Here is a 26,967-nt window from a genome sequence, read left to right on the forward strand (position 1 = left end):
GCGCCATGCGGGTGACGAGCAGTCTGCGCTGGAAGATCGCCCTGACCACCACGGCCGTGTGCTGCGCCGTCGCCGCGGTCCTCGGGATCCTCGTGCACAACGTGGTCGCCCGCCAGATCGTGGGGGAGGTCCGCAAGGACGTGGACCGGGACCTGGACCACGCCCTCGCCCAGTACCAGTACGGCACCTCCCACGGCGATGTGAACGTCGCCCTGAACCCGCCCGGACTCCCCGAGCCGCTGCGCAGACTCGTGGCCCGCGGACGCACCGGCAGCATGGTCGGCGAGCACGCCGGCAAGCCCGTCATGTGGGCCGCCGGACCCGCCGACGACAAGGTCCTCGCCGTCTGGCTCCCGTACGAGAGCACCCGCCACCGGCTGCGGGACATCGACACCGCGATCCTCGCCTCCGCCGCGCTCGCCGCGGGAGTGGTGGCGCTGGCCGGCCTCTTCCTGGCCAACCGGATCAGCCGCCGGCTGACCACCACGGCCGCCGTGGCCCGCCGGATCAGCGCCGGAGACCTGGACGCGCGCGTGGGGTTCCCCACCGAACAGGACGGCGGGGACGGGACGGAGGGCACGACCGGAGCCGGCGGCCGGCGACGGCCGCGCCACCACGACGAGGTCCGCGACGTCGCGCAGGCACTCGACCTGATGGCCCGCTCGCTCCAGGAGCGGATCGAGGCGGAGAAGCGCTTCACCGCCGACGTCGCGCACGAGCTGCGCACCCCGCTCACCGGCTCGCTGGCCGCGGCCGCCCTGCTGCCGGAGGGGCGCCCCAAAGAGATGATCAACGACCGGCTCAAGGCCATGCACCTGCTCACCGAGGACCTGCTGGAGATCTCCCGGCTGGACTCGGGGGTCGAGCACGCCGACCTGACCCGGATGGAGCTCGGCGAAGCGGTACGGCGGGCCGTCGCGAGTACCCGCCTGGAAGTCTCCGTACGGATCATCCGGGACGTGGTGGTCTTGACCGACCGGCGGCGGCTGGACCGGATCCTGGCCAACCTCCTGGTCAACGCCGACAAGCACGGGGAACCGCCGGTCGAGGTGAGCGTGGAGGGCCCGGTGGTGGTCGTACGCGACCACGGGCCCGGCTACCCGCCCGAGCTGATCGAGCAGGGCCCGCAGCGCTTCCGCACCGGGGACCCGGGCCGCGGCCGGGGCCACGGGCTGGGCCTGACCATCGTGGTCGGCCAGGCGTCGGTCCTGGACATCGACCTGAACTTCGCCAACACACCCGACGGCGGGGCGGTGACCACGCTCAGGCTCCCTGTGGGACGTCTGGCCGACGAACGCTTCACCGGGGACACCTCCCAGCGGTAGCCGAGGGGAAACGCCCATGGGCGGTGGGTGTTTCACGTGAAACACCCACCGCCCAAAACGGGTTCAACCGGTCAACTGACCACACCCACCGGCCGGATCAGACGCCGATGTTCTTGCCGTCCTTGCGCCAGACGGACACGACCGCCGGGCGGACGATCTTTCCGGGGCCGTCGGGCCACACCGACTGGGGCTTCTCGACGGACGCGCCGTCGATCTCACCCGGGTGCTGGACGGCGACGAGGACGCGCTTGTCCTGGACCAGCGGGCCACAGGTCTCGGCACCGCGGGGGACGGTCAGGAACTGCTTCAGCTCACCGCGGCGCTCACCGGCGGTGGCGACGCCGAACAGGCCGTCGTGGGAGCCGAGCTGGTTGCCGTCCGTGGAGATCCACAGGTTGCCGTGCGGGTCGAAGGTCACGTTGTCCGGGCAGGAGATCGGGCTGACCTTCTCCTTCGGGAAGCCGGCGAAGAACGTGGACGGGTCCTTCGGGTCACCGGCGACCAGGAACAGGCGCCAGGCGAAGCCGTCACCGGCCGGGTCGTCGAAGTTCTCGGCGAGCTCCAGGATCTGGCCGTGCTTGTTCGCGTTGCGCGGGTTCGCCTCGTCCGCTCCGGCCTTGCCGGCCTTGCCGCGGTCGCTGTTGTTGGTGAGGACGACGTACACGCGGCCGGTGCGCGGCGAGGGCTCGATGTCCTCGGGGCGGTCCATCTTGGTGGCGCCCACCTTGTCGCCGGCCTCACGCGTGAAGACGGCCACCTCTTCGGCGCTCATGCCCTCGACGTGCGAGACGTTGCCGGAGGGGGAGGAGGTGAGGAGCTTGATCCACACGCCGGAGCCGTCGAACCGGCCGTCGGAGGGGAGCTTGCCGGTGCCGTCGAACTCGGCCGCCGGAGAGTCACCGGTCAGCTTGGCGACGTAGAGGGCGCCCTCGTCGAGCAGCGTGAGGTTGTGCTCCTTCGCCGCGCGCGAGTCGCCCTTCTTCATCTGCTTCGAGGAGACGAACTTGTAGAAGTAGTCGAACTTCTCGTCGTCGCCCATGTAGACGACCGGGCGGCCGTCCTCGGTCAGGCGGGGCTGGGCGCCCTCGTGCTTGAAGCGCCCCAGCGCGGTGCGCTTGCGCGGGATGGAGTGCGGGTCGTACGGGTCGAGCTCGACGACCCAGCCGAAGCGGTGCGACTCGTTGGGCTCCTGGAGCACGTCGAAGCGCTTGTCGAAGCGCTCCCACTTGCGCTCGGTGGCGCCGGTGGTCACGCCGTAGCGCTTCAGGCGGGCGGCCTCGGTGGCGTCGGTGACCTGGCCGGCGTTGGCGAAGTACTGGTTGAAGTTCTCCTCGCCGTGCAGCGTGGTACCCCACGGGGTGGTGCCGCCGGAGCAGTTGTTGAGCGTGCCGAGGACCTTGGTGCCGGTCGCGTCGACGGAGGTCTTCACGAGGGCGCTGCCCGCGGCCGGGCCGGTGAGCTTGAACTCGCTGGTCGCGGTCAGGCGGCGGTTCAGCTGGTGGCGGTTGACCGCGGTCAGCTTGCCGCTGCGGTGGTCCTCCTGGACGACAACGACGCCGAGACCGTGCGCGGCCCAGGCGATCTCGACCTGCTCGCGGGTCGGGTTCGCCGGGTCGTAGCCCTTGAACATGAGGATCTCGTCGGTGTACTCGTGGTTGGCCACGAGCAGCTGCTGGCGCTCGTAGTCACCGCCGAGCGGGAGCAGCGAGAGGAAGTCGTTGTTGTAGCCGAACTGACCGGCCTGGGCGGCGGCGGTCTGCTTGTCGGCATTGAACCCGGGAGCGCCCTTCACGATCGGCTCGCCCCAGCGGATGACCACGTTCTGCTCGTAGCCCTCGGGGACGGTGACCCGGTCGTCGGTGTTCGGCGCGACGGCCTTGAACCGCAGGCCGCGGGCACCCGCGGCGTCGGCGGCGGCGCCCTGTGCGTCGGCGGCGGGGGCGGCGGTGGCCGAGGAGCCGTTGCTGCCGAGGGTGATCGCGGTACCGGCGGCGGACGCGACCGTGACGACGGCGGCGGAGCGCAGCATCGAGCGGCGCGAGTACGCGCGGGCGATGACATCGCCGACGTACTCGTTGTCGCTCTTGTTCGGCACCTCGTGGAAGCAGGCGTCGCCGCAGCGGTAGCGGCAGGTGAGGGCGGAACGGCCGCCCCCATGCGAGTTGCCTATGAGCGGCAGGAGCTTGCGCACGAGTGTCCTCCGTAGATGCACGGGTGCCGACAGCATGTCGGTCGAATCCAGCCGTGACGGTAGGCGCGGGTTGCGCCGAAGCGGCGGCGGCGGAATGAACGCCCGGTGAACCGGGCACGTCGGTGCGGGAGTTCGGCAAGATGGGGTGTGTGCTGGTTGGGCCGGGCGCCACGAAGGGCGCCCCTGCCGAAGTTCCAGCCAAGCGGCCGATAACCTTACGTGTCCACTCTGGGCAGGGATCATCCGCGCAGCACGGACAAATGACGCACGCACTCATGCGAAAGGCCTGGCCCATGGGTATTCGGAGCTTGTTGCGCAAGGTGTTCGGACGGTCTGCCGAGCCGGTTCCGGAGATGACGGACGCCACTTCGGCCGCCGTCCCGAGCCAGGCGGAACGGACCCCCTTGGACGTGGCGGCCGAACTGGTCGCCGCTTCCTTCGACAACCCCACGGTTCCCCCGCAGTCCGCTCCGCGGGACCGTGAACCGGGGACCCTTCTCACCGCCACGGCGCCGGACCCCACGGTCCCGGAGGCGCGGCGCCCCCAGCCGGATGCACCGGCCGCCGAGGCGAAGCCCGAGGCCGCCGCGGCCGAGGTGGTCGCGGAGCCGGAGGCCGAGGTCGTGGCCGCCGAGGCCCCAGCGGCCGAAGCGGAGGTCGTGGCCGAGACCGAGACCGAGGTCGTGGCCGAAGCCGTCGAGGCCCCCGAAGCCGAGGCCGTCGAGGCCGAGGCGGAGGAGCCCGCACCGGAGCCGGTGGCCGAGGCGGTCGCCCCGGTCGTGGCCGAGCCCGAGGTGCAGCCGGAGCCCGAGGTCGTCGCGGAGCCCCTGGCCGCCGAGGCGCAGACCCCGGAGGCGGAGCCGGTCGCCGACGTGGCCGAGGTCGAGCCGGTGGCCGACGTGATCGTCGAAACCGAGCCCGAGGCCGAGGCCGAGGCCGTCGCCGAACCGGTCGCAGTGGTCGAGGTTGTCGAGATCGCCGCCGAGCCCGAGCCCGAGGCCGTCGTCGAGGTTGTCGAGGCCGTCGTCGAGCCCGAGCCCGAGGCCGTCGTCGAGGTCGTCGAGGCCGCCGCCGAGCCCGAGCCCGAGGCCGTCGTCGAGGTCGTCGAGGCCGTCGTCGAGCCCGAGCCCGAGGCCGTCGTCGAGGAGCCGGTCGTCGACGTGGCCGAACCCGAGCTCGCCGTCGTCGCCGACGTCGAGGGTCCTGGTACCGAGACCGCCGGGCCGGCCCACGCGCTCGCCGACGTGAAGCGGACGGCTCCCGGGGTGGCCGCGGCCTACAAGGCCGCCGGGCAGGTGCTCCGGGGCAAGGGCAAGGCCGGTGCGCGGGCCAAGGTGTACCTGGTCCTGGACCGGTCCGGGTCGATGCGCCCGTTCTACAAGGACGGCAGCGCCCAGCGCCTCGCGGACCACGCCCTCGCCCTCGCCGCGCACCTCGACGGCGAGGCGACCGTGCACACCGTGTTCTTCTCCACGGACGTGGACGGCACCGCCGACCTGACCCTCGATGCCCACGACGGCACCTGGGTCGAAGCCCGCCACGCCGAACTCGGCCGCATGGGCCGCACCAGCTACCACGTGGCCGTGGAGGCCGTCGTCGAGCGGTACCAGAAGGACGGCGGCGAGGGTCCCGCCCTCGTCGTGTTCCAGACCGACGGTGCCCCCGACAGCGTCCGGCCCGCGAAGCAGGCCCTCGCCGACGCCGCCGCCTCCGCCCCCGGCGTGCACTGGCAGTTCGTCGCCTTCGGCGACCACGACGCCAAGGCCTTCGACTTCCTGCGCAAGCTGGACGCCGAGAACGCCGGCTTCTTCCACGCCGGCCCGGCCCCGGCCGAGCTGACCTCCGCCGCACTGGCCAAGGGGCTGCTCCAGAGCTTCTGAGCGCCGCAGCCGCCCGCGCACGACGAAGGGCCCGGGATCCGCAATGGATCCCGGGCCCTTCGTCTCACCTACGGGCGATCAGCGCGCGGCGTCCGGGTGGACGGCCTCCGCGATCGGCTTGGCGTCGGCGGCCTTCGTCTCCACCGGCTTGCGCAGCGCGATGTTCAGCTCGCGCAGGCGGGACTCCTCCAGGACCGTGGGCGCGCCCATCATCAGGTCCTGCGCGTTGCCGTTCAGCGGGAAGGCGATGGTCTCGCGGATGTTCGGCTCGTCGGCGAGCAGCATCACGATGCGGTCGACGCCCGGGGCGATGCCGCCGTGCGGCGGGGCGCCGAGACGGAAGGCGCGCAGCATGCCGGCGAACTCGCGCTCGACGGTCTCCGCCTCGTAACCCGCGATCTCGAAGGCCTTCAGCATGACCTCGGGCTCGTGGTTGCGGATGGCGCCGGAGGACAGCTCGATGCCGTTGCAGACGATGTCGTACTGCCACGCCAGGATGTCGAGCGGGTCCTTCTCCTCCAGGTCCTTCATGCCGCCCTGCGGCATGGAGAAGGGGTTGTGCGAGAAGTCGATCTTGCCGGTCTCCTCGTCCTTCTCGTACATCGGGAAGTCGACGATCCAGCAGAACCGGAAGACGTTCTCCTCGAACTGGCCGGCGCGCTTGGCGGCCTCGACCCGGACCGGGCCCATGATCTTGGAGACCTCTTCGAACTCGCCCGCGCCGAAGAACACGGCGTGGCCGGGGACCAGGCCCAGGCGCTCGGTGAGGACCTTGACGTTCTCCTCGGTGAGGAACTTGGCGATCGGGCCGGTCAGGGAGCCGTCCTCGCCCACGCGGACCCACGCCAGGCCCTTGGCGCCGAGCGAGATCGCGTACTCGCCGAGGCCGTCGAAGAACTTCCGCGGCTGCGCGGCGGTGTCCGGGACGGCCAGCGCACGCACGTGCTTGCCGGCGAACGCCTTGAACTCCGAGCCCTCGAAGACGTCGGTGATGTCGACGAGCTCCAGCTTGGCGCGCAGGTCGGGCTTGTCGTTGCCGTACTTCAGCATCGACTCGCGGAACGGGATCCGCGGGAACGGCGAGGTGACCTCGCGGCCGTTGCCGAACTCGGTGAAGAGCTCGGTCATCAGGCGCTCGATCGGCTGGAAGACGTCCTCCTGCTCGACGAACGACATCTCGACGTCGAGCTGGTAGAACTCGCCCGGCGAGCGGTCGGCGCGGGCGTCCTCGTCGCGGAAGCAGGGCGCGATCTGGAAGTACCGGTCGAAGCCCGAGATCATCAGCAGCTGCTTGAACTGCTGCGGGGCCTGCGGCAGGGCGTAGAACTTGCCCGGGTTGAGGCGGGACGGGACGACGAAGTCACGGGCGCCCTCGGGGGAGGTCGCGGTGAGGATCGGGGTCGCCATCTCGTTGAAGCCGAGGGCCACCATCTTGTGGCGGATCGCCGCGATGACGGCGGAGCGCAGCATGATGTTGCGGTGCATGCGCTCGCGGCGCAGGTCGAGGAAGCGGTACTCCAGGCGCCGCTCCTCGTTCACGCCGTCGTCGGTGTTGATCGTGAAGGGCAGCGGGGCGGCCGCGCCGAGCACCTCGACCTCGACGGCCTCGATCTCGATCTCGCCGGTGGGGAGGTCGGCGTTGACGTTCTCGGCGCCGCGCGAGACGACCTTGCCGTCGACGCGGACGACGGTCTCCTTGGAGAGCTTGTCCAGGACGGCGGCCGCGGCGGTGCCGGGGCGGGCCACGAGCTGCGTGATGCCGTAGTGGTCGCGCAGATCGATGAAGAGGATGCCGCCCAGGTCTCGACGGTTGTGCAGCCAGCCGCTCAGCCGGACGTCGGCGTTGACGTCAGAGGCGCGGAGCTCGCCGCAGGTGTGGGACCTGTACCGATGCATCAGTCATCCAGTTCTTCGCGATACCAGGGTGGATTCAACCCTCACAAGGTTACCGTCCGGGCAGGGGACCGTGCTGGCGTGCCCGGCAGCGCCCGAGAACAGGCACTCCGGGGGGATGACCTGTAAAGATGACCGGGTGCGCACCGAGGACGTCCTGGCCGCCATCGCGACGGGCCTGTGGCGATGGGACAACGCCTCCGGGACGGTCACCCTCGACGGCGAGGCCGCCCGGCTGCTCGGGCTGCCCGCGGAGCCGGCCGTGCTGCCCGAGGTCGTCGTGCGGTCGCGGTTTCACCCGGTGGACTGGAACGAGATCAACGGGATCGTCAACCTCGCGGTGGCGGAGGACACCCTCGCCGAGGCCCGGCTGCGGATCATGGACGAGGACGGGCGGGTGCTGCGGACCGTACGCAGCCGCTCCAAGCCCGTGGAGAACCGGTCCCCCGAGGGCCGCGTCGACTACGAGCTGATCGGCACGATCCAGGAGATCGCCGAGCCGCAGCCGGGCACCACCGCCGTGCACACCCCGATCACCGGCGACTGGCGGCGCTCCCGGGAGGCCTTCCTGCTGGACGCGGGGCGGGCGCTCGCCGAGGCCCGGTCGACGGCGGAGGTGCTGCGGGTCGCCGCCTCCCTGTCGATGCCCGGCTTCAGCCCCGACGGGCTGGCGGTCTTCGGGGTGGCCGGGGACCGGCTGTCGATCATCGGGCACCACGGGCACGGCCCCGGGGACGAGGCCCCCTTCTCGGACATGCGGCTGGACACGGACTACCCGGCCGCCGAGGTCGTCCGTACGGGGCGGGCGATCTACCTCCCCAGCCCCGAGGAGTACAAACGGCGGTTCCCGGCCACCTGGCCGCTCGCCCAGCGCTTCGGCCGGGCCTCCTGGGCCTTCGTCCCCCTGATCGTCGCCGGGCGCACCATGGGCGCCTGGATGGCCGCGTTCAAGCACCCGGTGTCCTTCTCCCCGGACGAGCGGTCCGTCCTGACCACGGTGGCCCGCATGCTCGCCCAGGCCCTCCAGCGGGCGGGCGTGGCCGAATCCGAACGGGAACTCACCTCCGACCTGCAACGGTCGATGATGCCCATGCTGGGCCCCGACATCCCGGGCATGCAGATCGCCGCGCGGTACGTCCCGACCGGCGGCGGCCTGGAGGTCGGCGGCGACTGGTACGACATGATCCCGCTCCCGTCGGGACGCTTCGCGCTGGTCATCGGGGACGTCCAGGGGCACGACGTACGGGCCGCCGGGCTGATGGGCCAGCTGCGGATCGCGGTGCGCGCGTACGCCTCCGAAGGCCACCGGCCGGACGCGGTGCTCTCCCGCGCCTCGCGCTTCCTGGCCGGCATCACGGACTCGTACGAGGACTGCGACTTCCGCAGCCCGCGCTTCGCGACCTGCCTGTACGTGGAGTGCGATCCGGCGACGGGGCTGCTGGAGGTGGCCCGCGCCGGCCACCCCGACCCGGTGATCCGGATGACGGACGGCACGGTGCTGATGCGGCCGACCGCCGGGGGCCTCCCGCTCGGCATCGTCGCGGACACGGACTACCCCACGACGCGGTTCACGCTGGAGCACGGCGAGACGATGATGCTGTGCACCGACGGGCTCATCGAGACCGGCGGGCACGACCTGGAGACGGGCTGGGCGCGGCTGCGGGCGATCCTCGAGTCCGAGACGCAAGAGCCGGACGGGAGCCACGGGCCCGAGGGCCTGGAGACGCTGGCCGACCTGCTGGTCCAGGCCGTGCACGGGCCCTCCTCGCACCACACCACCGGCCCGCTGGCCGACCGGCGCGAGGACGACATAGCCGTCGTCCTGCTGCGCCGGGAGGGCGCGGATTGCGGCCGCGGGGCCCCCGCACGGCACCCGGCACGGCCGGCGCGCCGCACGATGCTGACCGTGGCGCAGGCGGAGCCGGAGCGGATCGCGGGCGCGCGCCGGCAGATCCGGGAGCTGCTGCACGACTGGGCGGACGCGGAGCAGGTGGACTCGGCGGTGCTCATGGTCTCCGAGATGGTCACGAACGTCCTCGTGCACACGGACGGGGACGCGCTGCTGGTCGCGGAGGCGGTGGGCGAGCTGGGGACGCGGCGGCTGCGCATCGAGGTGGCGGACGCCAGCGACGAGCTGCCGCACAAGCGGCACCCGGGCGAGATGGCGTCGAGCGGCCGGGGCGTCCTTCTGATGGAGATGCTGGCGGACACCTGGGGCGTGGACCCGCGCGGCGAGGGCAAGTCGATCTGGTTCGAGATGGACGAACAGGCCAAGGACGACTGAGCGGCGACCGGGCCCCGGCCGCGACGCCCTCCCGAGCCGCCGTCCGGAAACGCCGTGGTTGGATGCACGGGTGCTGACTCTGCTCCCCCCGCCGGTCAGGCGGCTGGCCGCCTGGTGCGTGGTCGCCCTGCTCGTCACCGGCGTGGTCGCCGTCGGCGTGTGGCTCTGCATCACGTTCAAGACCGCCGTCACGCCCGTCCTGCTCGCGCTGCTCGGAGTCGCCCTGCTCGGGCCGATGCACCGGCGCCTCGTACGGATGGGGGTGCACCCCTCGCTGTCCGCCGCGCTCACCTGCCTCGGCGTGGTCGCGGTGTTCGGCGGGGCCGGGTACGTGGTCGTGCACGCCCTGATCAGCACGGGCGACCAGATCCTCGACTCCCTCAAACAGGCCGGACAGGACCTCACCGACCGCTTCGGGCCCGCCGGGACCTCCCTGGAGGACCTGGCCTCGAACGCCAAGGAGCTGCTGGCGAAGTTCGGCGGTACGGCCGCCTCCGGCGTCATCACCGGCATCAGCGTCGTCGGCGAGGTGATCGCCACCTCCGTCCTCGCCCTGCTGTTGATGTTCTTCTTCCTGCGCGACTCGCACCGCGCGGCCGGCACCCTGCGCTCGCTCGCGCCCCGCGCGGCCGGCGACACCGTCGAGGCGATGGCCCGCCGTGCCTTCGAGGCCGTCGAGGGCTTCATGCGCGGCACCACCTTCATCGCCCTGATCGACGCCGTGTGCATCACGGTCGGCCTGCTCGTGCTCCGCGTCCCCGGCGCCGTCGGCCTCGGCGCCCTGGTGTTCGTCGGCGCGTACATCCCGTACCTGGGCGCCTTCATCTCCGGCGCGGTGGCCGTCCTCGTCGCCTTCGCCGAGCGGGGATGGTTCATCGGCCTGTGGGCGGTGGGCGTGGTGATCGCCGTACAACTGCTGGAGGGGCACATCCTGCAGCCCGTGATCCAGAGCCGGACCGTCCAGATGCACCCCGCCGTGGTCATGCTCGCCATCACCGCCGGAGCCAGCGTCGCCGGGATCCTCGGCATGCTGCTCGCCGTACCGCTCACCGCGGCCGCGTTCGGCGTGGTGTCGGAGATCCGCAGACGCTACGCCGCGGTAGAGCGCGCCGAGTAGCAACTTTTTCCGGACAACCGTGAAACGGTTCCCGATCATCCGGTCGGGGAGGAGGGAAGGCGGCCGTTTTACGGCAACCGTCCTCTCCTGCGCATTTCCGGAAATGGATCGGTCACGTCCGTGTGGACGGCTCCCGCGCGCCCCCGGACCACATTCGGCCGCTCTCGCCCGCAGCCCCGGAACCCACTGGTACGGAATTCGTCTTCGTGCCATCGTCTTTCACCGGACCGGGGGGACCAGCTCAGCGCTCGTGGCTCAAACGGGCGCGGCAATTCCTCTCGGCTGCACGAACGATCTGTCGGCTCATCGAGAGGATGACAACGTGCGTCGCAAGGCAGTTCAGTTCCTGGCCATCGCCCTTTCCACCGCCGCGTTCGGCATCGGGGCGGCCACCGCCGCCCACGCCGGCGACTACCTGGACGACGGGGTGCGCATCCGCCAGACCCCGTCCACGAGTGACAACCGCGTCAACGGCCTCGGTTACCGGAGCCAGACGATCACGCCCATCTGCTACTCGGAGGGCACGAACGTCAGCGGCAACCCGTACTGGACCAAGCACCGGAACAACAACACCGGCGCGGTCGGGTTCAGCTCGGAGACGCTGCTCGCCAAGATCGCCAACCCGCACTGCTGACGGCCGACAGCCGTATGTGAACCAGCCCGCGGGCACCTGGTGCCGGGACCGCTGGAATCGGTCCCGGCACCGGGCTCGCCCGGCAGTTTAGGGCCACCCGCACACCACGGAAAGGTCGATCGTGTCGCGCTCCGTCCGGTCCTCCCGCCGCCCGCTCGGGTCCCCCGGCTCCTTCGGATCCCTGGCCGCACTGCTCCTCGCCGCCGCCTTGACCGCCTGCACCGGCGGCTCCGGCGGCTCCGGGTCGACGGGGGCGGCGTCCCTGCCCGGCGCGGAGCCCGAGGTGAGCGTCACGCCGCAGGGGGATCCCGTACACGCCGGACTCCCGCTGGACGCCTATGCGTTCGACAAAGAGCAGCTGAAAGTCATGCAGCAGGCACAGGACATTCTCACGGACGCGTGCATGCACCGGCTCGGATTCGCGGCGTTCAAGAACTCGAATACGTACGCCAATACCGGAGGAGAACGCGGAAGTACCGGAATCGGTCTGGTCGACGCGGAATACGCGATGAAATTCGGCTACCGGACGGGCGCCGCGCCGGACCGCCCGAGGGACACGAAGAAGCAGGACCCGAACGAGACGGCGGCCCTTTACGGTCCGCAGGACGGAGCGCCCGCACAGCCCGGCGCCCCGGAGGGCGGTTGCTCGGGTGAGGCGACGCGCAAGCTCTACCCGCAGAGCGGGAAGGCCGGCACGAAACTGCTCGACGAGCTGACGCAGCAGACCAACGACCGCGCACGCGGGGACAGTCGGGTCGTGGCCGCCATCGGCCAGTGGAGCGTCTGCATGCGGGACGCCGGATTCCAGGTGAAGACCCCTTGGGAGCTCCAGGACATGGAGGGCACGCGGTGGACGGGCCCGGTCACCTCCGAGGAGATCACCGCCGCCACCACGGACGTGTCGTGCAAGCACAAGAGCAAGCTGGCCGACACCTGGACCGCGGTGCTGACGGCGTACCAGAACACCGCCGTGGAGAAGAACAAGGACGGGCTCGCGCAGGAGAAGAAGAACCTGGCGGAGCAGGTGAAGACCGCGGGCAAGGTCCTCAAGGACGGTACGGCGTGACGCGCCCCGCCGGAGCCGTGCCCGGCCGTTCCGTGCCCGCCCGGGCCGCGGCGGTCGCGGCCGTCTGCGCGTGCGCGGTGCTGGCCCTCACCGCCACCGGATGCACCGCGCCCGCCGCCGGTACGGCCGCCCGGGCCACGCCCTCGGCGAGCGGGAACGGGCTCGTCGAGCCGACCCCCGACGTCCGGCGGGCGTACGACGCCTACTGGACCTCCTGGCTGGCGGCAGGCCAGAAGGCCGACCCCGCCGATCCCGTGCTCGACCAGATCGCCACCGGGGCCCAGTTGGACGACATGCGCGCCATGCTGAAGCACTTCGGCGAGGGCGGAAAGGTACTCCGCGGCGAGGTCGGGCACCGGATCGACGGCATGGACGTCTCCGGCGAGCAGAGCCGTGTGGTCCAGGACTGCGTGGATCTCGACCGCTGGCTCATCTACGACCGCGCGAGCGGCGCGCTCGCCGACCAGTTGCAGGACAAGCCCTCCCAACTGTCCGCGTTCACCCTCGTCCGCGAACGGCTGGGCGCGCCCTGGAAGGTCACGTCGGTCTCGGTGCTGGGCGACTGCTGACGACACCTGCCGACGGCAGCCGTCGAACGGAGAAGTGGGTTTCACGTGAAACATCAAGAGGCCGCCGCCCCCGGGAAGTCGGACGACGCCGACGAACCGGAGCCCGACGACGTACGGGCCTCACTCGGCCGGCGGCGACGGATCCTGATCCGGGTCGTCGCGGGCGCCGTCGCCCTCACCGGAGCCGGGGTGGTCCTCGCCGCCACCATCCGCTCCCCGGCCCAGGTCGCGGCCGATGCCGCGCCGCCGCCCGCCTCCGTCCTGGCCGACCGCGTCGAACGGCGTGTGCTGACCTCCTCGGTGGTCGTACGGGGCACGGTCGCCGCCGAGCAGTCCCTCACGGTGTCCCCGGGGGCCGGAGCCGCCGCGGCCGCCGGAACGGGCGGGAAACCCGTGGTCACCCGGATCAACAAACAGCCCGGGGCCGCCGTGCAGGCCGGCGACGTACCGGTCGAGGTGTCGGGGCGGCCGGTGTTCGCCCTGGCCGGCGCCCTGCCCGTGTACCGGGACCTCAAGCCCGGGGCCACCGGCAAGGACGTCGGGCAGCTCCAGGAGGGACTCAAGGCACTGGGCCACCCCACCGGCAAGGATCCGGCGGGCACGTACGGCGCGGGGACCAAGACCGCGGTCGCCGCGCTCTACGCGGCGCTCGGCTACACGCCTCGGCCCGCCGACCCCGGCGACGCCGAGAAGCTCCGGGCGGCGGAGGACGCCGCCGACATCGCGCAGCGGGGGGTCACCACCGCCAAGAGCGCCCTCGCCAAGGCCAAGGCGGGCGGCGGGACGGACACCACCGAGGCCCAGCAGCAACTCACCTTCGCCCAGCAGGACCTGGCCAAGTCCACCGCGCGCCTGGAAGCGGCCCGGGCGGCGGCCGGCCCCATGGTCCCGGCGGACGAGCTCGTCTTCGTCAAGGGCTTCCCCGCCCGCGTGGACGCGGTGAAGGCGGCGGTCGGGGAGGCCGTCCCGGACGGGCTGCTCACGCTGTCGGCGGGCGCGCCGATGATCCGGGCCTCGCTCCCGGCGCACCAGAAAGACCTGGTCAAGACCGGGATGAAGGTGCAGGTGCTGTCCGAGGCCACCGGGCTGACCGCCACCGGCACGGTCGCCTCGGTCGCCACGGCCCCGACCTCGGCCGCGGGCGGAGCCGCGCCGGGCGGCGGCACGGGCTCCGGCGGCTCCGGTGCGGGAGCGGGTTCCGGTGCGGGGGAGAACGCCGCGCAGGACCCCGGCGGGTACGCGCTCACCGTCACCCCCGACCAGGCGCTCGACGCCCGGCTCTCGGGACAGGGGGTCCGGCTCACCGTGACCGCCGCCTCCTCGGGAGACCCGGTGCTGGTCGTGCCGCTCTCCGCCGTCTCGGCGGGCGCCGACGGCCGGACCACCGTCACGGTGCTGGGCAAGGACCCCGGCGCCGCGGACGCGCGGCGCCGGGTGGAGGTCCGGGCGGGGATGTCCGCCGACGGAATGGTCCAGGTCGAGCCGGTGGGCGGCGGATCGCTCGCCGACGGCGACCGGGTCCTGGTCGCGCAGGCGAAGCCGTGACCGGCCCGGCACCCGCTCCGGCGCACCCCCCGGTCGTCCGCTTCGAGGGCGTCGGGCTCACCTACCCCGGACCGCCGCCCGTCCCGGCGCTGCGGCCCTGCGAACTGACCGTGGAGCGCGGCGAGTACGTCACCGTGGTCGGCCCCTCCGGCTCCGGGAAGTCGACCTTCCTGAACGTCGCCGGACTCATCGACGCCCCGACGGCCGGCCGGTACCTCCTCGACGGCATCGACACCGGCGCCCTGCGCGACCGCGGCCGGACCGCCCTGCGCGGCCGGCGCATCGGCTTCGTCTTCCAGTCCTTCCACCTCCTGCCGCACCGCAGCGCCCTGGAGAACGTCCGCCTCGCCATGGTCTACAACGGCATCCCGCGCGCGGAGCGCGCCGGGCGGGCCCGTACGGCGCTGGAGCGGGTCGGTCTCGGGCACCGCACGGGCCACCTCCCGACGCGGATGTCGGGCGGTGAGCGCCAGCGCGTGGCCATCGCCCGCGCGCTGGTCGCCGAGCCCTCGCTGCTGCTGTGCGACGAACCCACGGGGAACCTGGACACCGCCACCGCCGCAGCCGTACTGGCCCTGCTGGACGAGCTGCACGCCGACGGGCTGACCCTGCTGGTCATCACGCACGACCCGCACGTGGCGGCCCGGGGCCGTCGGACGGTGTCCATCCGCGACGGGGTCCTGAGCGAGGTCGTCCCCGCATGAGGAACCCCTTCAGGAGCATCGGGCGGCGGCGGAGCGCCGACGCCGGGATCGCGCCCTCCCGGCTGTCCCCGCGCGACCTGCTCTCCGAGGCCCTGGCCGGGATGCTCCAGCGGCCCGCCCGCTCGGCGCTCACCGGCCTCGGCACGGTCCTCGGAGTGGGCACGTTCGTGGCGATCCTGGGCCTGACGGCCACCGCCTCCTCGCAGATCGACGGCCGCTTCAACGCGCTGACGGCCACCGAGGTCGGCGTCCAGGACACCGCGGGCGGCGCCGACCCCCGGCTCGCGCAGCAGGTGCCCCTCGCCTTCCCCCGCGACGCGGACGCCCGGGCGGGCGCCCTCAACGGGGTACGCGCGGCAGGGGTGTTCTGGCCGGTGCCGCTGGGCGGCACCACCGTACGGTCCGCCCCGGTCGCGGGGGCGGCCGGCGAGCGGATCCCGGTCGTCGCGGCCTCCCCGGGAATGCTGCGCGCCGCCGGGCTGGCGCTTGGCTCGGGCCGGGCGTACGACGCCTTCCACGACGGGCGCGCCGAGCAGGTCGCGGTGGTGGGGTCGGCGATGGCGGCGCGGCTCGGGATCACGACGCTGGAGAGCCGCCCGGCGGTGTTCATCGGCGAGCACCCGTTCACCGTGATCGGCATCGCGAGCGGCGCGGACCGCAAGCCGGACCTGCTGCTGTCGGTGATCGTGCCCCGGGGCACCGCCGAAAGGCTGTGGGGGCCGCCGGAGAACGCCCAGCGGGCCCGGATGCTGGTGGTGACCGAGCTGGGGGCGGCCCGGCAGGTGGCCGCGGAGCTTCCGCTCGCCCTGCGCCCGGACCATCCCGACTGGCTGACGCCCGCGCCGCCGCCGGACCCGAAGACGCTGCGGGCGGGGGTGACTTCGGACCTGGACCAGCTGTTCCTGCTGCTGGCGGCGATCTGCCTGGTCATCGGAGCGGTCGGGATCGCCAACACCACGCTCGTCGCGGTGCTGGAGCGGACCGGGGAGATCGGGCTGCGCCGGGCCCTGGGCGCGCGGGGGCGGCACATCACCGCCCAGTTCCTGGCCGAGTCCGCCGCGCAGGGCGCGGTGGGCGGGCTGGTGGGCACCACGCTCGGCACCCTGACGGTGGTCGGGGTGGCGGCGCTGCGCGACTGGACCCCGGTGATGTCGCCGCTCACCGTCGCCGTGGCGCCGCTGATCGGACTGGTCACCGGGGTCCTGGCCGGCCTGTACCCGGCGTGGCGGGCCTCCCGTACGCAACCGGCGGAGGCCCTGCGCCGCTAGGCGGTGTCTTGCCGACCAGGCCGGCCCGCCCGATCCGCGAGACGGGTCCCGGCGGCCACCCGGCGGCGGCGCCGGGTGCGGTCAGGAGTGCTGGTCCGCCGACTTCGTGCGCTCCCGGGCGGTGGTGGGGATGGTTCCCAGCCGGCCCGCCTGGAAGTCGTCGAAGGCCTGCTGGAGCTCCTGCCGGCTGTTCATGACGAACGGCCCGTAGTGCGCCATCGGCTCCCGGATGGGCCGACCGCCCAGGAGCACGACCTCCAGGTCCGGGGTGTTCGCGTCCTGGGACTCGTCCGCCCGCACCGTGATCGAGCCGCCCTCGCCGAAGACCGCCGTCTGCCCGGTGTGGACCGGCCGCCGGTCGGTGCCGACGCTGCCGCGGCCGGCCATGACGTACGCGAGGGCGTTGAAGTCCTCGCGCCACGGGAGGGTGATCTGCGCGCCCGGGGTGACGGTCGCGTGGATCATCGTGATCGGGGTGTGCGTGATGCCGGGGCCGGCGTGGCCGTCCAGTTCACCGGCGATCACGCGGAGCAGGGCGCCGCCGTCGGGGGTGGACAGGAGCTGGACCTGACCGCCGCCGATGTCCTGGTAGCGCGGGGGCATCATCTTGTCGGAGGCGGGGAGGTTCACCCACAGCTGGAGGCCGTGGAAGAGGCCGCCGGACACGACGAGGGACTCCGGCGGGGCCTCGATGTGCAGGAGGCCGGAGCCGGCGGTCATCCACTGGGTGTCACCGCCGTTGATGACTCCGCCGCCGCCGTTGCTGTCCTGGTGGACGAAGGTTCCGTCGATCAGGTACGTGACGGTCTCGAAGCCGCGGTGGGGGTGCCAGGGGGTGCCCTTCGGCTCGCCCGGCGCGTACTCCACCTCGCCCATCTGGTCCATCATGATGAACGGGTCGAGGTACTGGTAGTTGATCCCGGCGAACGCGCGGCGCACCGGGAACCCCTCGCCCTCGAACCCACCCGGGGCGGTCGTGACGGCCAGCACCTTGCGGGCGGCGGTCTCCTGAGCGGGCTCCGCGACGCGGGGGAGCGTCAACGGGTTCTCCACAGTCACTGCAGGCATGGTCGGAACCTCCTTCTGCGTCGAGTTTAGTTGAAACTCGAACTTCCTGCCACACCCCACAGAACAGAAGGGGCCCCGAGGGAATTCCCCCCGGGGCCCACCGCCTCTCACCTGCACACATGCGGTTACGGCGTGACGACGACCGAGTTGATGGGCGTCAGGTCCACCCACCAGAGCTCGTCCTGGCTCATGGTGTAGCAGGTCCCCGTGCCGTTCCACCCGGTGCACAGCTTGAACTTCCAGCCGCCGGTCTGGTTGTTCTTCACGTAGTGGTAGTTGTTCTGGTTGCTCAGGTTGTAGGTCCGCGCCTGCCGGTAGGCGTTGGTCGGGCCGGTTTCGAGCGGCGCACCCGCCCCCCAGATGCAGGCGTCGCCGGACGCGCAGCCGTAGAACACCTGGTCCGAGGCCGTCGCAGGTGATGCCGCCAGGACCCCCGTACCCAGCGCCATGACCCCGGTGGCCGCCAGCGCGGCGAGCTTCGTGCGTAAGGACGTGACGGACATGGCAGTCTCCCCTGTCGGTAGGAGCGGGATTCCCCCGCGGCACCGATGTTCGACGCCCCCGCCGCCCGCCGCGATCCTTTCGGGCGTGCCCGAAAGGATCCGCGGTCAGCTGCCGCTGCGCAGCAGGTCCACACCGAGTCCGGTGGCCGAGTGGAGGACGGCCTTGCCGTCCCTCTCCGTCGTGATGAGCCCCGCCGCGCGCAGCGTGCGCGTGTGCTCCGACACCGACGGCAGGCTGATGTCCAGGTCCCGGGCCAGTTCGCTCGTGGTCCGCCGCTCGATCAGCAGGTGCAGCACGGCCGCCCGGGTCCGGCCCAGCAGCGCGTCCAGCGCGCCCTCCGCCCGGCCCGGCTCGACCAGGGGCAGCGGGGTCATCGCCGGGTAGTGCAGGACGTGCGAGCCGTCCGGCAGGCCGGCCAGCAGCGGGCGCCCCGTCCAGAACGCCGAGGGCATCAGCGTCAGGCCGCCGCCGCCGAGCCGGACCTCGTAGTCCGGCTCGAGGTCCACCTCGAAGACGGTGTCCGACCAGGCCGCCGCCGGATGGACGCTCGCCAGGCACGCCCTGATGCCGTGGGCGGCCAGCAGCCGGGTGCGCCAGGCGACGTCCGCCCTGAAGGACTGCCGGATCCGCGGCCACTGCGGGGCCACGACCGCCTCGTGCGCGCAGCGGATCGCACGGTCCAGCAGGTCCCACGCCTCACGGTCCTGACCCCAGAGCGCACGCAGCCAGGACGCCGGGCCGGGGGCGCGGGCGACGGTACGGCGCAGCTGCTCGGCGGTCAGCAGCGGACCCGCGTTCCGTACGGCGTCGAGTCCCTCCTCCAGGCTCCGCACGGCAGGCTCGACGAATTGCGGATTGTCGCCGTCCGGCCGCAGCAGATCGAGAAGCGGGCGCGCCCGGTCCGGTAACTCCCGGCTGACGCGGCTGCGCCAGCGGCCGAAAACCGCCTGCTCGTCCACGCGCTGCCAGGCGATCAGCGCCATCGACAGCTCCACCAGTGGCAGGGGCTCGCTCGCGAACGTGACGTTGAGCAGGTCCTCCGCCGTGAAATGCACGCGCAGCACGTTCGCCCCCCCCCGGCCACGGCCCCGGTCAGCCGTACATGCGCCGCATCGCGTAGTCGACCATCTGCTCCACGGCCTTCGCGTCGAAGACCATGCGGTGGTCGCCCTCCATGTCGAGGACGAAGCCGTAGCCGGTCGGCAGCAGGTCGATCACCTCGGCACCCGTGATCACGAAGTACTTGGACTCCTTGCCGGCATACCGGCGGAGCTCCTTGAGCGTGGTGAACATGGGGATCACCGGCTGCTGCGTGTTGTGCAGCGCCAGGAAGCCCGGGGTCTCACCGCGCGGGCAGTAGACCTTCGACGTGGCGAAGATCTGCTGGAAGTCCTCGGCGGACAGCGACCCGGTCGTGAAGGCCCGCACCGCGTCGGCGAGCGACGGCGGCGAGGGCTCGGGGTACAGCGGCTGCTCGCCGTACCCGCCGGCCATCTGCTGCGGGGCGGCGTACTGCTGCCCTGCGCTCACGTTCTGGTCGTAGCCGTACATAGGGCGAAGCCTACCGAGCGCCCCGGACCCCGTGGACGCGCATTCCCGCCAGGGTTGCGGCCCGTGGCCGGCGGGTGCGCCGCTTGACCCTGGTCACAGTCGCCACGTCAGGGGTTGCGTCTTATTACCCGTGGGTAGCATCATGAACGTTACCGATTGGTATGTACGAGGAACCTGTCTTCCCGAGCCTTAACGGAGCCGTCGCCATGGGGCACTACAAGTCGAATCTCCGCGACATCGAGTTCAACCTCTTCGAGGTGCTCGGCCGCGACAAGCTGTACGGCACCGGACCGTTCGGTGAGATGGACACCGAGACCGCCAAGAGCGTCCTGTCCGAGATCGCCCGCCTCGCCGAGAACGAGCTGGCCGACTCCTTCGCGGACGCCGACCGCAACCCGCCGGTCTTCGACCCGGCCACCAACACCGCGCCGGTCCCGGCTTCCTTCAAGAAGAGCTACGAAGCCTTCATGGACTCCGAGTACTGGCGGCTCGGCCTGCCCGAGGAGATCGGCGGCACCACCTCGCCCCGCTCCCTCATCTGGGCCTACGCGGAGCTGCTGCTCGGCTCGAACCCGGCCATCTGGATGTACTCCTCCGGCCCGGCGTTCGCCGGCATCCTCTTCGAAGAGGGCAACGAGGCGCAGAAGAAGGTCGCGCAGATAGCCGTCGAGAAGCGCTGGGGCTCCACCATGGTCCTTACCGAGCCGGACGCCGGCTCGGACGTGGGCGCCGGCCGCACCAAGGCCGTCCTGCAGGAGGACGGCTCCTGGCACATCGAGGGCGTGAAGCGCTTCATCACCTCCGGTGAGCACGACATGGAGGAGAACATCCTCCACTACGTCCTCGCGCGCCCCGAGGGCCACGGCCCGGGCACCAAGGGCCTGTCCCTCTTCCTCGTCCCGAAGTTCCACTTCGACTGGGAGACCGGCGAGCTGGGCGAGCGCAACGGCGTCTACGCGACGAACGTCGAGCACAAGATGGGCCTCAAGGCCTCCAACACGTGCGAGATGACCTTCGGCGACCAGCACCCCGCCAAGGGCTGGCTGATCGGTGACAAGCACGACGGCATCCGCCAGATGTTCATGATCATCGAGTTCGCCCGCATGATGGTCGGCACGAAGGCCATCGCGACGCTCTCGACCGGCTACCTGAACGCCCTGGAGTACGCCAAGGAGCGCGTGCAGGGTCCGGACCTGGCCAACTTCATGGACAAGACGGCCCCCAAGGTCACCATCACGCACCACCCGGACGTGCGCCGCTCGCTGATGACGCAGAAGGCGTACGCCGAGGGCATGCGAGCCCTGGTGCTGTACACCGCCTCCGTCCAGGACGCGATCCAGCTGAAGCAGGCCGCGGGCGAGGACGCCTCCGCCGAGATCGGCCTGAACGACCTGCTCCTGCCGATCGTGAAGGGCTACGGCTCGGAGCGCTCCTACGAGCAGCTCGCGCAGTCGCTGCAGACCTTCGGCGGTTCCGGTTACCTGCAGGAATACCCGATCGAGCAGTACATCCGCGACGCCAAGATCGACACCCTGTACGAGGGCACCACGGCGATCCAGGGCCAGGACTTCTTCTTCCGGAAGATCGTCCGCGACCAGGGCGCCTCGCTGAACGTCCTCTCCGAGACGATCAAGAAGTTCCTGGCCGAGGCCGTCGGCGGCGAGGAGCTGGCCGGTGCCCGCGACGCGCTCGCCAAGGCCGCCGTGGACCTCGAGGGCATCGTCGGCCAGATGATCGTCGACCTCACCGCCACCGGCGAGGACGTCAAGAACATCTACAAGGTCGGCCAGAACACCACCCGCCTACTGATGGCGTCCGGTGACGTCGTCGTCGGCTACCTGCTGCTCAAGGGCGCGGCCGTGGCCGCCGAGAAGCTGGCCGCCGGCGCCCCCGCGAAGGACGTCGCCTTCTACACCGGCAAGATCGCGGCGGCGAAGTTCTTCGCCTCGCAGGTGCTGCCGAACGTCTCGGTCGCCCGCGCGCTGGCCGAGGCCGTCGACAACTCCCTGATGGAGCTCGACGAGGCCGCGTTCTAGCCTCCACGGTCACCCACCCGCCGGCCGGGCCCTCCCAGGGGGGCCCGGCCGGCGGCATTCACAGGTTGTCGGTGGTTCGTGGCACGCTCGTAGACATGAGTCCGGCAGAGCAGCACAACCACAGCAGGGGGTACTCCGTCCCGACCGGGCGGCCGTACGCCCTCAAGGAGCTGCAGGCCGCCCTGGGCAGCCTGGGCGACCATCTGCGGGAGCTGTACGACGGCGCCCACCCCGCCGAGTACGAGGCCGTCGCCGATGCCCTCTACACCGCCTTCCAGACCGCGGCCGGGCTCGCACCCGCCAAGAGCTACACCGGCTGCTCCGAGCACCCCAACGGGGCCCTGGACCCCGAGGCGCCCGACGGCTGGGGCCGCTGCCTGATCTGCAACGACCGGCGCCGGCTCGGACTGCGCTCCCCGGGAGGGCGCGGGGCCCGCCCCGCGGCCGCCGCCCCGCCCGCGGGGGAGCAGCGCCGGCTGGGCTATCCCGTACCGGAGCCTCCGTACACGCTGCAGTCCCTGCGCGACCACCTCCGCACGGTCGAGGACCGCCGCTTCCACCTGGGCTTTTCCTCCCCCGCCGAGGAGTTCGTCCGGATAGCGGACGATCTCCATCGCGCATTCATCGTGGCCCGCGAGCTGTCCAGGCCCCGCAACGCCTCCGGCTGCTCCGAGCACCCCGGCGCGCCCATCGACCCGGACGCGCCGCCCGGTGAGGCCTGTATCTTCTGCGCCGGACGCAAGAGACGCGCGCAGCGCTCCGCGACGACCCCGGAGATGCTCCCGCGCATCCGCCGGGGCGAGCGCAGGCAGCTGCAGCGCAGATTCGAGCGCCCGCCGGGCTGACAAGCCGCCGGGAAGTGGACCACACGGCCCGCGGTCCCGGCGTTTCGGCTATCCGCCGCAGTCCGACCATGGCGAACACGACCGTCGTTAAGGTGAACCACATGAGCTCTCCCGCCCGCTTCGACCGCGGCCACACCGACGATCTGATGACCTTTTTGACGGCCAGTCCGTCGCCGTACCACGCCGTGGCCAATGCGGCCGAGCGGCTGGAGAAGGCAGGCTTCAGGCAGTTGTCGGAAACGGACGCCTGGGACTCGGGCAGCGGAGGCCGGTTCGTCCTGCGCGGCGGCGCGCTCATCGCCTGGTTCGTCCCGGAGGGCGCGACCGCGCACATGCCGTTCCGGATCGTCGGCGCGCACACCGACTCCCCCAACCTGCGCGTCAAGCCGCTCCCTGACACGGGCTCACAGGGCTGGCGGCAGATCGCGGTCGAGATCTACGGCGGCACCCTGCTCAACACCTGGCTGGACCGGGACCTGGGCCTGGCGGGCCGGCTGACCCTGCGCGACGGCAGCGAGCGGCTGGTGAACGTGGACCGCGCTCTGCTGCGCGTCCCGCAGCTGGCCGTGCACCTGGACCGGTCGGTCAACAGCGAAGGGCTCAAGCTCGACAAGCAGCGCCACATGCAGCCGATCTGGGGCCTGGGCGAGGCGCACGAGGGCGACCTCATCGCCTTCCTGGAGGAGGAAGAGGGCCTGCCGCAGGGCTCGGTGGCGGGCTGGGACCTGATGGTCCACTCGATCGAGCCGCCGTCGTACCTGGGGCGCGACCGCGAGCTCGTGGCCGGCCCGCGCATGGACAACCTGGTCTCGGTGCACGCCGGCGTCGCGGCACTGGCGGCCGCCTCGACCGCCGACAAGCTGGACCACATCCCGGTGCTGGCCGCGTTCGACCACGAGGAGAACGGCTCGCAGTCGGACACGGGCGCGGACGGGCCGCTGCTGGGGAACGTGCTGGAACGTTCCGTCTTCGCACGTGGGGGCACGTACGAGGACCGCGCACGGGCCTTCGCGGGCACCATCTGCCTGTCCTCGGACACCGGTCACGCCGTGCACCCCAACTACGCGGAGCGGCACGACCCCTCGCACCACCCGCGCGCCAACGGCGGCCCGATCCTGAAGGTCAACGTCAACCAGCGGTACGCGACGGACGGCACCGGACGCGCGGTGTTCGCGGCGGCCTGCGAGCGGGCCGGCGTGCCGTGGCAGACGTTCGTCTCCAACAACTCGATGCCGTGCGGGACGACGATCGGCCCGATCACGGCCGCCCGGCACGGGATCCAGACGGTGGACATCGGCATCGCGATCCTGTCGATGCACAGCGCCCGCGAGCTGTGCGGTGCGGACGACCCGTACCTGCTCGCGAACGCGCTGGTGGCGTTCCTGGAGGGCTGACGCCGCACGGCCGCGCCGCCCGCCGGATCACGGCGTGCGGCGCGGGTCTCGGCCGGGCCGTGCTCGCGCCGGGCGGCGCGGGCTTCGGCCGGGCGGGTCGATCTCGGGCGGCGACGCGGTGCGATGAACGTATGGTGACACTCCGTCATGTTGTGCTGGGGCTCCGTCCTTCCCGGCCGACGAGGAGAGTCCCGTGCTCCGCCTGTTCCGCCTGTTCCGCCTCTTCCCCCCGATGCGCATCGCGGGCGCCGTGGGCATCGCCCTCGCCCTGCTCCTGGCCGCCCCCGCGGCCGCTGCTCCGAAGCCGCCGAAGTCCTCCGACGCCCCGCTCCCCCTCACGGACCCGCGGATCATCGCGCACTTCGACTTCGATGCCGGCCAGACGCCGGAGAACATCGCGCTGGAACCGGACGGCTCCGCCGATCTGACCCTGGCCATCGCCCGCCAGGTGGTCCGGGTGGACCGGCACGGCGGGAAGCAGGTCCTCGCGACCCTGCCCGACGTCGCGGACCCGCGGACGCCCCTGCTCGGCGTCGCCGTCGTGAGCGGGATCGTCCGCACCCACGACGGGACCCTCTACGTCGGCTACAACACGGGAACGGCCGAGACCGGCATCTACCGGATCACCCCCGACCGCGAGGTCACCAAGCTCGTCGACATGTCCCCGAAGGGCTTCGTGAACGGCCTCGCCCTCGACGAGCACCTCGGCCTGATCTACGCCGCGGACTCCGTCCTCGGCACCGTCTGGCGCGTCTCCCTGGACGAGGAGCCCGAGGTGACGGCCTGGGCCACCGGCGCGGCGCTGGAGCCGACCGCCTTCATCGGCGCGAACGGCATCAAGGTACGGGGCCACGCGGTCTGGGTGTCGAACTACGACCGGGCCACGCTGCTGCGGATCCCGGTCGGCGAGGACGGGTCCGCGGGAAAGACCACGACGCACGCCACCGGGCTGACGGGGATCGACGACTTCGCGTTCGCCGGGCACGGCGAGACGGTGCTCGCCGCGCTGAACACCACCGCGAGCGGCCTCGCCCTGATCCGGCCCGACGGCACCCACACCGTCGTGCTGACCGGGAAGGACGGGCTGTCCGGACCGACCTCCGTGGCGGTCCGCCACCGCAGGGTCTACGTCACCAGCGGCGCCTTCCTCGACGGCATCGACCCGAACCTGCTCGTCGCCGACGCGGGGAAGCGCGCCAAGGCCGCACCACGCCCTTCCCCGTGACGACCGTCCGGCCTAGGCGTCCATCCCGGCGAGCACGAGCGGGAGCCGGGTGGCGCCGTCGGGCGTGACGGTCACCGGCACGCCCCAGTCCTGCTGGTGCACGTGGCAGGCCGGGTACTCGTTCGCCGGGTCGTCGTCGCACGAGGCCGCCATCGCCGAGACGTGCAGCACGCCCTCGGTGACCTCCGGGTTCAGGGCCAGCTCCCGGAACAGGTCCGTCCCGGTCCCCTCGCCGCCCACCAGCAGCTCCGGCGGGGTCGAGGACACCAGCAGCCGCGTCGACGGCCCGTAGCGGGTGTCGAGCTTCTGGCCGGTCGGCGCCTGGAAGACCACGTCGAGCCGGAGCGTGCCCGGAGCGACCTCGGTGGCGGCCCGCTGCGTGCGGTGCGCGACCGCGTCGACCCGTACGGCCTCCTCCGGGAGGCGCAGCCGGGTCAGCCGGTGCCGGGCCGACTCGACGACCACGATGTCCTCGCCGACGAGCACCGCGTCGCTGGGCTCCCGCAGGTCGGTGGCGAGCGTGGAGACCTGGCCGGTCGCCGGGTCGAAGCGGCGCAGGGCGTGGTTGTACGTGTCGCACACCGCGACCGAGCCGTCGGGCAGCGCGGTCACCCCGAGCGGGTGCTGGAGCAGGGCCTGGGCGGCGTCGCCGTCCCGGTGGCCGAAGTCGAACAGGCCGGTCCCGACGGCGGTCCGTACGGCGTACCCCTCGCCGCCCTCGCCCTCGGGCTCCACGTACCGCAGGGCGCTGTTCTCGGAGTCTGCGATCCACAGCCGGTCCCCGGCGGCCGCGAGCCCGGAGGGCTGGGCGAGCCAGGCTTCCAGGGCGGGCCCGTCGTGCAGGCCCTCGCTGGTCGTGCCGGCGCAGACGGCGACCGTCCCGGTCTCCGGGTCCCAGGTCCACAGCTGGTGCACGCCCGCCATGGCGATCCACACCCTGCCCCGCCACCAGGCGACGTCCCACGGCGAGGACAGGTCCACCTCCAGGGCCGGGCCGGAGGTCGGGGAGCCCTGCCACCACTGGCGGCCGGTCCCGGCGACGGTCTCGACGGCGCCCGTCGCGGGGTCGAAGCGGCGCAGCGCGTGGTTGACGGTGTCGGCGACGACGACCGAACCGTCGGGGAGCAGGGCCAGGCCCTGGGGTTCGCTGAAAGCGTCCGGTCCGAAGCCGCGCTCGCCGCTCCCGACGCGGCGCACGACGCTCTCGCCGTCGGGGCCCAGCTCCACGAGCTGGTGCCGCGTCGAGTCCGACACGAGGAGGTTCCCGCTCGGCAGCAGCAGCGCCTTGCCGGGGAAGCGGAGGTCGGTGGCCACCGGCTCGGGCGCCACGTACGGCCCGTCCCCGCGGCGCAGCGTGCCCTTGGCCTCGTGCTCGGCTTCGAGCTCCTCCACGAGCCGGGCGATGGCGTGCGCATGCCCCTCGCCGGCGTGCTGGGCGACGATGTACCCCTCGGGGTCGATGACGACGAGCGTCGGCCAGGCGCGTACGGCGTACTGCTTCCAGGTGGCCAGCTCGGGGTCGTCGAGGACGGGGTGGTGCACCTCGTACCGCTCGACGGCGTCGACGACGGCCGCGTGCTCCGCCTCGTGCACGAATTTCGGCGAGTGGACGCCGATGATCACGACGGTGTCGCGGTGCTTCTCCTCCAGCTCGCGCAGCTCGTCCAGGACGTGCAGGCAGTTGATGCAGCAGAAGGTCCAGAAATCGAGGATCACGATCCGGCCGCGCAGCTCGGCGAGACACAGATCCTTCCCGCCCGTGTTCAGCCAGCCCCCCTTCCCGACCAGCTCGGGAGCGCGGAGACGGGCACGGCGGGGCGCGGTGGTGTGCGCCGGGGCGGCATCGTTCATGCTTCAAGCTTGCCATC

The 26,967-nt window shown here is 72.1% G+C and carries 21 protein-coding genes; 14 read left to right on the plus strand and 7 right to left on the minus strand.

Annotated features, from left to right (window positions below):
- Window positions 1–5 precede the first annotated feature (5 nt).
- Entirely contained in the window at window positions 6–1,325 is a 1,320-nt protein-coding gene (locus ACFY1T_RS09410; RefSeq protein ID WP_390787670.1) for a sensor histidine kinase, read from the plus strand.
- A 97-nt stretch (window positions 1,326–1,422) separates the two neighbouring features.
- Here ACFY1T_RS09410 and ACFY1T_RS09415 read toward each other — a convergent pair whose 3' ends face one another.
- The gene (locus ACFY1T_RS09415; protein WP_390787671.1) at window positions 1,423–3,516 is read right to left on the minus strand and encodes a PhoX family protein; all 2,094 of its coding nucleotides are present in this window, start codon (window positions 3,514–3,516) and stop codon (window positions 1,423–1,425) included.
- A 353-nt stretch (window positions 3,517–3,869) separates the two neighbouring features.
- Between ACFY1T_RS09415 and ACFY1T_RS09420 the strand changes: the two genes are divergently transcribed.
- On the plus strand, window positions 3,870–5,396 hold the full coding sequence (locus tag ACFY1T_RS09420; protein ID WP_390787672.1) for a VWA domain-containing protein: 1,527 nt from the start codon (window positions 3,870–3,872) through the stop codon (window positions 5,394–5,396).
- A 78-nt stretch (window positions 5,397–5,474) separates the two neighbouring features.
- Here the strand turns inward: ACFY1T_RS09420 and aspS are convergent, their stop codons facing one another.
- Complete coding sequence (gene aspS / locus ACFY1T_RS09425; RefSeq protein WP_390787673.1) at window positions 5,475–7,292, minus strand: aspartate--tRNA ligase; 1,818 nt, start codon at window positions 7,290–7,292, stop codon at window positions 5,475–5,477.
- A gap of 136 nt (window positions 7,293–7,428) precedes the next feature.
- Between aspS and ACFY1T_RS09430 the strand changes: the two genes are divergently transcribed.
- The 8 genes from ACFY1T_RS09430 to ACFY1T_RS09465 all read left to right on the plus strand — a co-directional run bounded on the left by ACFY1T_RS09430 (window position 7,429) and on the right by ACFY1T_RS09465 (window position 16,476).
- Window positions 7,429–9,573, plus strand: a complete 2,145-nt coding sequence (locus ACFY1T_RS09430) for a SpoIIE family protein phosphatase (protein WP_390787895.1) — start codon at window positions 7,429–7,431, stop codon at window positions 9,571–9,573.
- Between the two features lie 73 nt (window positions 9,574–9,646).
- The gene (locus ACFY1T_RS09435; protein WP_390787896.1) at window positions 9,647–10,690 is read left to right on the plus strand and encodes an AI-2E family transporter; all 1,044 of its coding nucleotides are present in this window, start codon (window positions 9,647–9,649) and stop codon (window positions 10,688–10,690) included.
- 322 nt (window positions 10,691–11,012) lie between these two features.
- Complete coding sequence (locus ACFY1T_RS09440; protein WP_390787674.1) at window positions 11,013–11,324, plus strand: hypothetical protein; 312 nt, start codon at window positions 11,013–11,015, stop codon at window positions 11,322–11,324.
- Between the two features lie 121 nt (window positions 11,325–11,445).
- A complete protein-coding gene (locus tag ACFY1T_RS09445; RefSeq protein ID WP_390787675.1) occupies window positions 11,446–12,390 on the plus strand; it encodes a hypothetical protein in 945 nt (314 codons plus the stop codon).
- Complete coding sequence (locus ACFY1T_RS09450; protein WP_390787676.1) at window positions 12,387–12,959, plus strand: hypothetical protein; 573 nt, start codon at window positions 12,387–12,389, stop codon at window positions 12,957–12,959. Before ACFY1T_RS09445 ends, ACFY1T_RS09450 begins: the two co-directional genes overlap by 4 nt.
- A 45-nt stretch (window positions 12,960–13,004) precedes the next feature.
- Entirely contained in the window at window positions 13,005–14,504 is a 1,500-nt protein-coding gene (locus ACFY1T_RS09455) for a peptidoglycan-binding protein (protein ID WP_390787677.1), read from the plus strand.
- Complete coding sequence (locus ACFY1T_RS09460) at window positions 14,501–15,208, plus strand: ABC transporter ATP-binding protein (RefSeq protein ID WP_390787678.1); 708 nt, start codon at window positions 14,501–14,503, stop codon at window positions 15,206–15,208. Before ACFY1T_RS09455 ends, ACFY1T_RS09460 begins: the two co-directional genes overlap by 4 nt.
- Entirely contained in the window at window positions 15,205–16,476 is a 1,272-nt protein-coding gene (locus ACFY1T_RS09465) for an ABC transporter permease (RefSeq protein ID WP_390787679.1), read from the plus strand. Before ACFY1T_RS09460 ends, ACFY1T_RS09465 begins: the two co-directional genes overlap by 4 nt.
- Window positions 16,477–16,557: 81 nt before the next feature.
- On the opposite strand, the gene ACFY1T_RS09470 is transcribed toward ACFY1T_RS09465, so the two are convergent.
- The 4 genes from ACFY1T_RS09470 to ACFY1T_RS09485 form a co-directional block, all read right to left on the minus strand.
- Window positions 16,558–17,544 carry a pirin family protein gene (locus ACFY1T_RS09470; protein ID WP_030857541.1) on the minus strand — a complete coding sequence of 329 codons (987 nt, stop codon included), beginning with the start codon at window positions 17,542–17,544 and terminating at the stop codon, window positions 16,558–16,560.
- A 125-nt stretch (window positions 17,545–17,669) separates the two neighbouring features.
- Window positions 17,670–18,047, minus strand: coding sequence for a hypothetical protein (locus tag ACFY1T_RS09475; protein ID WP_390787680.1), 378 nt, complete (start codon window positions 18,045–18,047; stop codon window positions 17,670–17,672).
- 105 nt (window positions 18,048–18,152) lie between these two features.
- Entirely contained in the window at window positions 18,153–19,112 is a 960-nt protein-coding gene (locus ACFY1T_RS09480) for a DUF5937 family protein (protein WP_390787681.1), read from the minus strand.
- 28 nt (window positions 19,113–19,140) lie between these two features.
- Window positions 19,141–19,599: an SseB family protein gene (locus ACFY1T_RS09485; RefSeq protein WP_030153025.1), complete on the minus strand. Its 459-nt coding sequence runs from the start codon at window positions 19,597–19,599 to the stop codon at window positions 19,141–19,143.
- A gap of 206 nt (window positions 19,600–19,805) precedes the next feature.
- Here ACFY1T_RS09485 and ACFY1T_RS09490 point away from each other — a divergent pair, with 206 nt between their 5' ends.
- The 4 genes from ACFY1T_RS09490 (at window position 19,806) to ACFY1T_RS09505 (ending at window position 25,099) form a co-directional block, all read left to right on the plus strand.
- Window positions 19,806–21,635 (plus strand): acyl-CoA dehydrogenase, encoded by a 1,830-nt coding sequence (locus tag ACFY1T_RS09490; RefSeq protein WP_390787897.1) that lies wholly within the window; start codon window positions 19,806–19,808, stop codon window positions 21,633–21,635.
- A gap of 95 nt (window positions 21,636–21,730) precedes the next feature.
- On the plus strand, window positions 21,731–22,480 hold the full coding sequence (locus ACFY1T_RS09495; protein ID WP_390787682.1) for a hypothetical protein: 750 nt from the start codon (window positions 21,731–21,733) through the stop codon (window positions 22,478–22,480).
- A gap of 101 nt (window positions 22,481–22,581) precedes the next feature.
- Window positions 22,582–23,874 (plus strand): M18 family aminopeptidase, encoded by a 1,293-nt coding sequence (locus ACFY1T_RS09500; protein ID WP_384711733.1) that lies wholly within the window; start codon window positions 22,582–22,584, stop codon window positions 23,872–23,874.
- Between the two features lie 193 nt (window positions 23,875–24,067).
- The gene (locus ACFY1T_RS09505; RefSeq protein ID WP_390787683.1) at window positions 24,068–25,099 is read left to right on the plus strand and encodes an SMP-30/gluconolactonase/LRE family protein; all 1,032 of its coding nucleotides are present in this window, start codon (window positions 24,068–24,070) and stop codon (window positions 25,097–25,099) included.
- 12 nt (window positions 25,100–25,111) lie between these two features.
- On the opposite strand, the gene ACFY1T_RS09510 is transcribed toward ACFY1T_RS09505, so the two are convergent.
- Entirely contained in the window at window positions 25,112–26,950 is a 1,839-nt protein-coding gene (locus ACFY1T_RS09510; protein WP_390787684.1) for an NHL domain-containing thioredoxin family protein, read from the minus strand.
- Window positions 26,951–26,967 lie beyond the last annotated feature (17 nt).

The sequence above is a fragment of the Streptomyces sp. NPDC001194 genome (assembly GCF_042896985.1).
Taxonomy (GTDB): Bacteria; Actinomycetota; Actinomycetes; order Streptomycetales; family Streptomycetaceae; genus Streptomyces.

Excerpts from the sequence above, each read along its gene's own strand:
- ACFY1T_RS09410 (WP_390787670.1), top strand. The coding sequence starts at position 6 with ATGCGGGTGACGAGCAGTCTGCGCTGGAAGATCGCCCTGACCACCACG.
- ACFY1T_RS09420 (WP_390787672.1), top strand. The coding sequence starts at position 3,870 with ATGACGGACGCCACTTCGGCCGCCGTCCCGAGCCAGGCGGAACGGACC.
- aspS (WP_390787673.1), bottom strand. The coding sequence starts at position 7,292 with ATGCATCGGTACAGGTCCCACACCTGCGGCGAGCTCCGCGCCTCTGAC.
- ACFY1T_RS09465 (WP_390787679.1), top strand. The coding sequence starts at position 15,205 with ATGAGGAACCCCTTCAGGAGCATCGGGCGGCGGCGGAGCGCCGACGCC.
- ACFY1T_RS09470 (WP_030857541.1), bottom strand. The coding sequence starts at position 17,544 with ATGCCTGCAGTGACTGTGGAGAACCCGTTGACGCTCCCCCGCGTCGCG.
- ACFY1T_RS09475 (WP_390787680.1), bottom strand. The coding sequence starts at position 18,047 with ATGTCCGTCACGTCCTTACGCACGAAGCTCGCCGCGCTGGCGGCCACC.
- ACFY1T_RS09485 (WP_030153025.1), bottom strand. The coding sequence starts at position 19,599 with ATGTACGGCTACGACCAGAACGTGAGCGCAGGGCAGCAGTACGCCGCC.
- ACFY1T_RS09490 (WP_390787897.1), top strand. The coding sequence starts at position 19,806 with ATGGGGCACTACAAGTCGAATCTCCGCGACATCGAGTTCAACCTCTTC.
- ACFY1T_RS09495 (WP_390787682.1), top strand. The coding sequence starts at position 21,731 with ATGAGTCCGGCAGAGCAGCACAACCACAGCAGGGGGTACTCCGTCCCG.
- ACFY1T_RS09500 (WP_384711733.1), top strand. The coding sequence starts at position 22,582 with ATGAGCTCTCCCGCCCGCTTCGACCGCGGCCACACCGACGATCTGATG.
- ACFY1T_RS09510 (WP_390787684.1), bottom strand. The coding sequence starts at position 26,950 with ATGAACGATGCCGCCCCGGCGCACACCACCGCGCCCCGCCGTGCCCGT.